Source organism: Arenimonas composti TR7-09 = DSM 18010 (assembly GCF_000426365.1).
Lineage (GTDB): Bacteria > Pseudomonadota > Gammaproteobacteria > Xanthomonadales > Xanthomonadaceae > Arenimonas > Arenimonas composti.
On sequence record NZ_AUFF01000007.1, the window covers coordinates 168835 to 175370 of the forward strand.

A 6536-nucleotide genomic window follows, 5' to 3' on the forward strand; every position below is an offset into this window, starting at 1 on the left:
AGAGCGGGGGCGCCGCGTTCCACCGGTGGGTCGGGAGTCGGAGATTCGCGGGAGGCCTGGCCCGGGCCTACGGTTCCCCGATGGGAATTCGAGGCGCTGCGTCGTCTGTCGCGGTGACGGCCGGCGATGATCCGTCGAGGCCGGTGCGTGCAGGCGTTTCGCGGACAATCGGCGACAGGGATGTCGCCGATTAGCCTACATGGACGTACTTGCGGCGTGTCCGCGAAACGCCTGCACGCAGCGGCCAGCCCGCGAACTTTCCCCGGCCGTTACGGCGACAGACGGGCCTTCAGGAGCCTGGAGACTTCGCCCATGTCGGCCTGGCCGGCGAGCTTGGGCTTGAGGACCGCCATGACCTTGCCCATGTCGGCCGGGCCGGCGGCACCGGTTTCGGCGACCGCGGCATCGACCGCGGCCGCGACCGTGGCCGCGACCGTGGCCTCGTCCATCTTCGCGGGCAGATAGGCCTCGATCACGCCGAGCTCGTAGCGCTCGACCGCGGCGAGGTCGTCGCGGCCGGCGGCGTCGTACTGCGTGATCGAGTCCTTGCGCTGCTTGACCATCTTCTCGAGCACGGCCAGCACCAGCGCGTCGGTCATCTCGACCCGCTCGTCGACTTCCTTCTGCTTGATCGCCGCATTGATCAGCCGGATGACCGCCAGGCGATCCTTCTCACCGGCCTTCATCGCGGTCTTCATGTCATCGGTCAGTCGGGCTTTCAGGCTCATGGGATTCTCCGGGAACAAAAAACACGAAAAGCCGGCGACGCTCGCGCGTGCCGGCTTTTCAGGAAGCACAGCGGCTCAGTACAGGCGCTGCTTCTTCGTGACGTCGCGCGACGTGCGGCGCAGCTGACGCTTCACCGCGGCAGCGGCCTTGCGCTTGCGCTCCTGCGTCGGCTTCTCGTAGAACTCGCGCTTGCGGGTCTCGGCCAGGACGCCGGCCTTTTCGCAGGTGCGCTTGAAGCGGCGCAGCGCAAACTCGAACGGCTCGTTTTCGCGGACTTTGACGGACGGCATAGGAACTCTCTGGATTCTGGGAATTCGCACGGGCTGGCCGGCGAGCCGCGTATGATACGCGGGCTCCCCCGGATCAGGCAAGCCGACCGGGGATTTTCCCTTGCAAGGCGGCCCGCGGGCCCCGAAATCCAGGCCCATGCGCGTCCTCGGCATCGAAACCAGCTGCGACGAAACCGGCGTGGCCGTGTACGACACGGACCGCGGCCTGCTGGCGCACGCCCTGTACAGCCAGATCGCCCTGCACGCCGAATACGGCGGGGTGGTGCCGGAGCTGGCCAGCCGCGACCACGTGCGCAAGCTGCTGCCGCTGGTCCGGCAAACCCTGGCCGAGGCCGGGCTGGCGGCGTCCGACCTCGACGGCGTCGCCTACACCGCCGGCCCCGGCCTGGTCGGGGCGCTGATGGTCGGTGCCGCGGCCGGCCGCGCCCTGGCCTGGGCGCTGGAGGTGCCGGCCGTCGGCGTCCACCACATGGAAGGCCACCTGCTGGCGCCGCTGCTCGAGGATCCCTCGCTGCGGCCGCCGTTCGTGGCCCTGCTGGTCTCCGGCGGTCACACCCAGCTCGTGGAAGTGGACGGCATCGGCGCCTACCGGCTGCTCGGCGAGACCCTGGACGATGCCGCCGGCGAGGCCTTCGACAAGACCGCGAAGCTGATGGGCCTGCCATACCCCGGCGGGCCTCAACTGGCTGCGCTGGCCGAAACCGGGCGCCCGGGCGCCTTCACCTTCAGCCGCCCGATGACCGACCGGCCGGGGCTGGATTTCAGCTTCTCCGGCCTCAAGACCCAGGTGCTGCTGGCCTGGCAGCAGAGCGACCGCAGCGAACAGACCCGCGCCGACATCGCCCGCGGTTTCGAGGACGCGGTGGTCGAGACCCTGGCGATCAAGTGCCGGCGGGCGCTGGAGCAGACCGGCATTCACACCCTGGTGGTCGCCGGCGGCGTGGGCGCCAACCTGAGGCTGCGGGCGATGCTGCAGGCGATGGCGGAGAAGCGGGGTGGTCGCGTTCGTTTCCCGCGCCCGGCCTTCTGCACCGACAACGGGGCGATGATCGCGTTCGCGGGCGCACTGCGGCTGATGGCGGGGCAGCACGAGGACGCCGGGGTGCATGTGACGCCGCGGTGGGACATGGCGGCGTTGCCGGAAGTGGCATCGGATCGCGCCTGAAGGCGCTCCTACAGGGCAAGGAGGGGGACGGCATGGACGTGGTCTTCATCGAGGCGCTCGAGATCGAGTGCGTCATCGGCATCTACGACTGGGAGCGCAAGATCCTGCAGAAGGTCGTGCTCGACATCGAGATGGCCTTCGACAACACGGTGCCGGCGGCGAGCGACGCGATCGCCGACACGCTCGACTACAAGGCGGTCAGCAAGCGGCTGATCGCGTTCGTGTCCGAATCGAAGTTCGAACTCGTCGAGACGCTGGCCGAACGCTGCGCCGCGATCATCCGCGAGGAATTCGCGGTGCCATGGCTGCGCCTGAAGCTGGCCAAGCCGGGCGCGGTACGTGGCTCGCGCGCGGTCGGCGTGGTCATCGAGCGCGGCACGAAACCGGCCTGATGAGCGGCACCGCCTGGCTCAGCCTCGGCAGCAACCTCGACGCCGAGCGCAACCTGGTTTCCGCGGCGTCGGCATTGCGCGAGCGCTTCCCGGGGGCGTGCTTCTCGCCGGTGTACCGCACGCCGGCGATCGGTTTCGCCGGCCCCGATTTCCTCAATGCCGCGGCGGTGATCGACTCCGATCTCGACGTGCATGCGCTCGACGCCTGGCTGCACGCGCTCGAGGACGCCCACGGCCGCGACCGCAGCCAGCCGCGCTTCTCCAGCCGGCCGCTCGACATCGACATCGTGTTCTTCGACGACCTGGTGCTCGACGGCCCCGGCCACCTGCAGCTGCCGCGCCCCGAGCTGAAGCACGCATTCGTGCTCAGGCCGCTGTTCGACCTCGCGCCGGGGCTTCGCGTGCCCGGTGACGGCCGCACGCTGGCCGAGCTGTGGGCCGCGCAGGGCGGCGAGCCGGGGATGGCGCGCACCGGCCTCGCTTTGGGCTGAGCGCGGACCTGCACGGCGGCAGCCCGGCGTGCATACTCACGCCATCGTCACGGCCTCGGGGAGTCCGCCATGTTCGATCGCATCGCCCGCAGCTGGCAGCTGGTGAAAGCCAGCGCTTCGGTCCTGCGCTCCGACAAGGAGCTGCTGGTGTTCCCGCTGGTGTCGTCGATCTGTGCGCTGCTGGTGGCGGCGACGTTCGTGATCCCGGCGATGTCCATGAACCTGTTCGACGGCCAGGAGCTGCGCCCGGCCGCCTACGTGCTCGGCTTCCTGTTCTACCTGAGCCAGTACTTCGTGATCTTCTTCTTCAATTCGGCGCTGGTCGGCGCCGCGATGATCCGCCTCGACGGCGGCGACCCGACCCTCGGCGACGGCCTGCGCATCGCGACGTCGAAGATCGTGCCGATCCTCGGTTACGCGGCGATCGCCGCGACCGTCGGCATGATCCTGCGCGCGATCGAGGAGCGCGCCGGCTTCATCGGCCGCTTCGTGATCGGCCTGCTCGGCACCGCCTGGACACTGGCGACCTTCCTGGTGGTGCCGGTGCTGGTCAGCCGCGACATCGGCCCGGTCGACGCGGTGAAGGAGAGCGTGCTGCTGCTGAAGAAGACCTGGGGCGAAAGCATCATCGGCAATGCCGGCATCGGCCTCGCGTTCGGGCTGCTGACGGCCCTCGCGGTGCTGGTGGTGATCGCGCTGGTGGTCGCTGCGGCACTGCTCGCCGGCCCGACGGCGGCGATGGTGATCGGCGGCATCGGCGTGATCGGCATCGCCCTGCTGGCGACGATCCAGGCGGCCCTCGGCGGCATCTACTCCGCCGCGCTCTACCGCTACGCCGTCGACGGCGCCGCCCCGGTCGGCTTCGACGGCGGCGCCCTGCAGTCCGCCTTCCGCCCGAAGTAACTCAGCCGGCCAGCGAACGGCCGCCGTCGAGCCGGAGGGTCTGGCCGGTCAGGTAGGTGGCGTCCTGGATCAGCCAGCGCACGGCCTCGGCGATTTCTTCCGGGGTGCCGAGGCGGCCGAGCGGGGTGCGTGCGAGCAGCGCCTCGCGTTCCGCCGGCGGCTTGCCCTGTTCGGGCCAGAGCACCGCGCCGGGGGCGATCGCGTTGACCCGCACTTCCGGCGCCAGCTCCAGCGCCAGCGCGCGGGTGAGCATCAGCAGCGCGGCTTTCGCGGCGGAATAGGGCGCGTGGTCGCGCAGCGGCGTCTCGCCGTGCACGTCGGCGAGGTTGACGATCGCGCCGCCGGCCGCGCGCAGCGCCGGCGCCGCCGCCTGGGCGAGGAAGAACGGGGCGCGTGCGTTGCTGGCGAACAGCGTGTCCCACATCGCCGGCGTCGCCGCGCCGAGCGGGGTCGGGAAGAAGGCGCTGGCGTTGTTCACCAGCGCGTCGAGGCGGCCGCGGCGGGCCAGCACCTCGGCGACGAGGCGCGGCGCGGTGGCGTCGTCGGCGAGGTCGCCGCGCAGCAGCAGGATGCTGTCCGCGCGCAGTTCCCCGAGCCGCGCGGCGAGGGCCTGCGCCGCCGCCGCCGAATCGCGGTGGTGCAGGGCGATGTCGTAGCCGGCCGCATGCAGGCGCGCGACGATCGCCGCGCCGATGCGGCGGGCGCCGCCGGTGACGAGCACGACCGGGCGTGAGCCGGACATTCGGGAGCCTCCGCGAATTGACGCTATCCTGCGCGCCGATATCGCAAGGTTCCCACATGTCCCCGTCGTTTTCCGCCCCCGACGCCGATGCGCAGGCGCATTCCGACCGCCTGCTGGCGCTGATCCGCGCGCAGATCGCCGCCGCCGGTGGCGCGATCCCGTTCTCGCGCTACATGGAGCTGGCGCTGTACGCGCCCGGCCTCGGCTACTACAGCGCCGGCGCGCGCAAGTTCGGCGCCGAGGGCGACTTCGTCACATCGCCCGAACTCGGCCCGACCTTCGGCGAATGCGTCGCGACGTTCGCCGCGAAGGTGTTCGCCCAGCTCGAGGGAGAGGTCGATTTCTTCGAACTCGGCGGTGGCAGCGGTGCCTTCGCCGAAGCCGCGCTGCGCCAGCTCGCCGCGCTCGACGCGCTGCCGGCGCGCTACCGCATCCTCGAGCCGAGCGCCGACCTGCGCGAACGCCAGCGCGAGCGCCTGCAGGCGGCGCTGCCGGCCGCGTTGTTCGCGCGCTGCGAATGGCTGGACGGGCCGCCGGACGGCGACTGGAAGGGCCTGCTGTTCGCCAACGAGGTGCTCGATGCGCTGCCGACGCCGCGCTTCCTGCTGCGCGGCGGCGAGGTGTTCGAGGAACACGTGGCGCTGTCGCCCGACGGCGCCCTGATCCGCGTCGACCAGCCCGCCGACGCGCTGCTGCATGCGGCGGTGCGCCACGTCGAGCGCGACCTCGGCGCGCCGCTGCCCGACGGCTACCGCAGCGAGCTGCTGCCGCAGCTGCCGTACTGGATCCAGGCGGTCGGCGGCCTGCTGCGCGAGGGCGCGATGCTGTTCGTCGACTACGGCTACCCGCGCGCCGAGTACTACCTGCCCGAGCGCCGCGACGGCACCCTCGTCTGCCATCACCGCCACCGCGCCCACGACGACCCCTTCCATCTGCCGGGCCTGCAGGACATCACCGCCTTCGTCGATTTCACCGCGCTCGCGGAGGCGGGCAGCAACGCCGGCTTCCGCCTCGCCGGTTACTGCGCCCAGCACAGCTTCCTGATCGGCAACGGCCTGCCGGAGCGGCTCGAGGCGATCGCCGCCATCGCCGACCCCGTCGAGCAGCACCGCCGCACCAACGAGGTCAAGCGCCTGACCCTGCCCGGCGAGATGGGCGAGCGGTTCCAGGCGATGGGCTTCCAGCGCGGCGTCGACGTGCGCGATGCGTTCGCGGTCGGCGACCTGGTGCGGCGGCTGTGATGCTTCGACCGTTTCATCGCCCACGACTGTGGCTGGGCATCTGGATCGGCGGCTGGGTGCTGTGCATCGCGCTGTCGCTGCTGCCGGCGCCGGCGATGCCGGTGCCCGTCGGCAACGACAAGGTCGGCCACTTCCTCGCCTATTTCGTACTGTCGGCCTGGGCGACGCAGATCTTCGCGTCCCGGCGCGCACGATGGTCGGCCGCAGGCGCGCTGCTGGCACTCGGCGCCGGCATGGAAGCCGGGCAATGGCTGCTGACGTCGACGCGGATGGCCGAACCCGCCGACCTGCTCGCCAACTGTGTCGGCATCCTGCTCGGGCTGGTCCCGGCGACCAGTGCCTGGAGCGCACGGCTGCTGCTGCGTCTGGACGCCCGGCTATTCGCCGCGGGCGAGTGGGGGAGGGTGGCCAGGAACGGGGAACGCGCGGGGAGCGACACCTAGTGCTCGCCCAGCCGACCCAGGCCGGCGCCTACGCGACCGGCGTGCAGTACTTCCCGAACGGCGCGATCAGGCAGTTCAGCTACGGCAACGGGATCATCCACGTGCTGACCCAGAACGCACGCGGGCTGCCGGAGACCAGC

General features: G+C 71.1%; 9 protein-coding genes. 6 read left to right on the forward strand and 3 right to left on the reverse strand.

Annotated features, from left to right (window positions below):
* Window positions 1-269: 269 nt before the first annotated feature.
* Both K311_RS0110820 and rpsU read right to left on the reverse strand, forming a co-directional pair.
* A complete protein-coding gene (locus K311_RS0110820) occupies window positions 270-728 on the reverse strand; it encodes a GatB/YqeY domain-containing protein (RefSeq protein WP_026817327.1) in 459 nt (152 codons plus the stop codon).
* 75 nt (window positions 729-803) lie between these two features.
* Window positions 804-1019 carry a 30S ribosomal protein S21 gene (gene rpsU / locus K311_RS0110825; RefSeq protein ID WP_026817328.1) on the reverse strand — a complete coding sequence of 72 codons (216 nt, stop codon included), beginning with the start codon at window positions 1017-1019 and terminating at the stop codon, window positions 804-806.
* A 136-nt stretch (window positions 1020-1155) separates the two neighbouring features.
* On the opposite strand from rpsU, the gene tsaD reads away from it, so the two are divergent.
* The 4 genes from tsaD (at window position 1156) to K311_RS0110845 (ending at window position 3970) form a co-directional block, all read left to right on the forward strand.
* The gene (gene tsaD / locus K311_RS0110830) at window positions 1156-2184 is read left to right on the forward strand and encodes a tRNA (adenosine(37)-N6)-threonylcarbamoyltransferase complex transferase subunit TsaD (protein ID WP_026817329.1); all 1029 of its coding nucleotides are present in this window, start codon (window positions 1156-1158) and stop codon (window positions 2182-2184) included.
* A gap of 32 nt (window positions 2185-2216) precedes the next feature.
* Window positions 2217-2576 (forward strand): dihydroneopterin aldolase, encoded by a 360-nt coding sequence (folB, locus tag K311_RS0110835; protein WP_026817330.1) that lies wholly within the window; start codon window positions 2217-2219, stop codon window positions 2574-2576.
* Complete coding sequence (gene folK / locus K311_RS0110840) at window positions 2576-3067, forward strand: 2-amino-4-hydroxy-6-hydroxymethyldihydropteridine diphosphokinase (protein WP_043797941.1); 492 nt, start codon at window positions 2576-2578, stop codon at window positions 3065-3067. The genes folB and folK overlap by 1 nt, the downstream gene beginning before the upstream one ends.
* Window positions 3068-3136: 69 nt before the next feature.
* Window positions 3137-3970, forward strand: a complete 834-nt coding sequence (locus K311_RS0110845; RefSeq protein ID WP_026817332.1) for a DUF6159 family protein — start codon at window positions 3137-3139, stop codon at window positions 3968-3970.
* 1 nt (window position 3971) lies between these two features.
* Here the strand turns inward: K311_RS0110845 and K311_RS0110850 are convergent, their stop codons facing one another.
* On the reverse strand, window positions 3972-4712 hold the full coding sequence (locus K311_RS0110850; RefSeq protein WP_026817333.1) for a pteridine reductase: 741 nt from the start codon (window positions 4710-4712) through the stop codon (window positions 3972-3974).
* Between the two features lie 56 nt (window positions 4713-4768).
* Here K311_RS0110850 and K311_RS0110855 point away from each other — a divergent pair, with 56 nt between their 5' ends.
* Both K311_RS0110855 and K311_RS16550 read left to right on the forward strand, forming a co-directional pair.
* Window positions 4769-5953, forward strand: a complete 1185-nt coding sequence (locus K311_RS0110855; RefSeq protein ID WP_026817334.1) for a class I SAM-dependent methyltransferase — start codon at window positions 4769-4771, stop codon at window positions 5951-5953.
* Complete coding sequence (locus tag K311_RS16550) at window positions 5953-6396, forward strand: VanZ family protein (protein ID WP_081683414.1); 444 nt, start codon at window positions 5953-5955, stop codon at window positions 6394-6396. Before K311_RS0110855 ends, K311_RS16550 begins: the two co-directional genes overlap by 1 nt.
* Window positions 6397-6536: the final 140 nt, after the last annotated feature.

What these genes read in the sequence shown, in the direction of transcription:
- K311_RS0110850 (WP_026817333.1), bottom strand. Translation starts at nt 4,712, where the DNA reads ATGTCCGGCTCACGCCCGGTCGTGCTCGTCACCGGCGGCGCCCGCCGC.
- K311_RS0110820 (WP_026817327.1), bottom strand. Translation starts at nt 728, where the DNA reads ATGAGCCTGAAAGCCCGACTGACCGATGACATGAAGACCGCGATGAAG.
- folK (WP_043797941.1), top strand. Translation starts at nt 2,576, where the DNA reads ATGAGCGGCACCGCCTGGCTCAGCCTCGGCAGCAACCTCGACGCCGAG.
- folB (WP_026817330.1), top strand. Translation starts at nt 2,217, where the DNA reads ATGGACGTGGTCTTCATCGAGGCGCTCGAGATCGAGTGCGTCATCGGC.
- tsaD (WP_026817329.1), top strand. Translation starts at nt 1,156, where the DNA reads ATGCGCGTCCTCGGCATCGAAACCAGCTGCGACGAAACCGGCGTGGCC.
- rpsU (WP_026817328.1), bottom strand. Translation starts at nt 1,019, where the DNA reads ATGCCGTCCGTCAAAGTCCGCGAAAACGAGCCGTTCGAGTTTGCGCTG.
- K311_RS0110855 (WP_026817334.1), top strand. Translation starts at nt 4,769, where the DNA reads ATGTCCCCGTCGTTTTCCGCCCCCGACGCCGATGCGCAGGCGCATTCC.
- K311_RS16550 (WP_081683414.1), top strand. Translation starts at nt 5,953, where the DNA reads ATGCTTCGACCGTTTCATCGCCCACGACTGTGGCTGGGCATCTGGATC.
- K311_RS0110845 (WP_026817332.1), top strand. Translation starts at nt 3,137, where the DNA reads ATGTTCGATCGCATCGCCCGCAGCTGGCAGCTGGTGAAAGCCAGCGCT.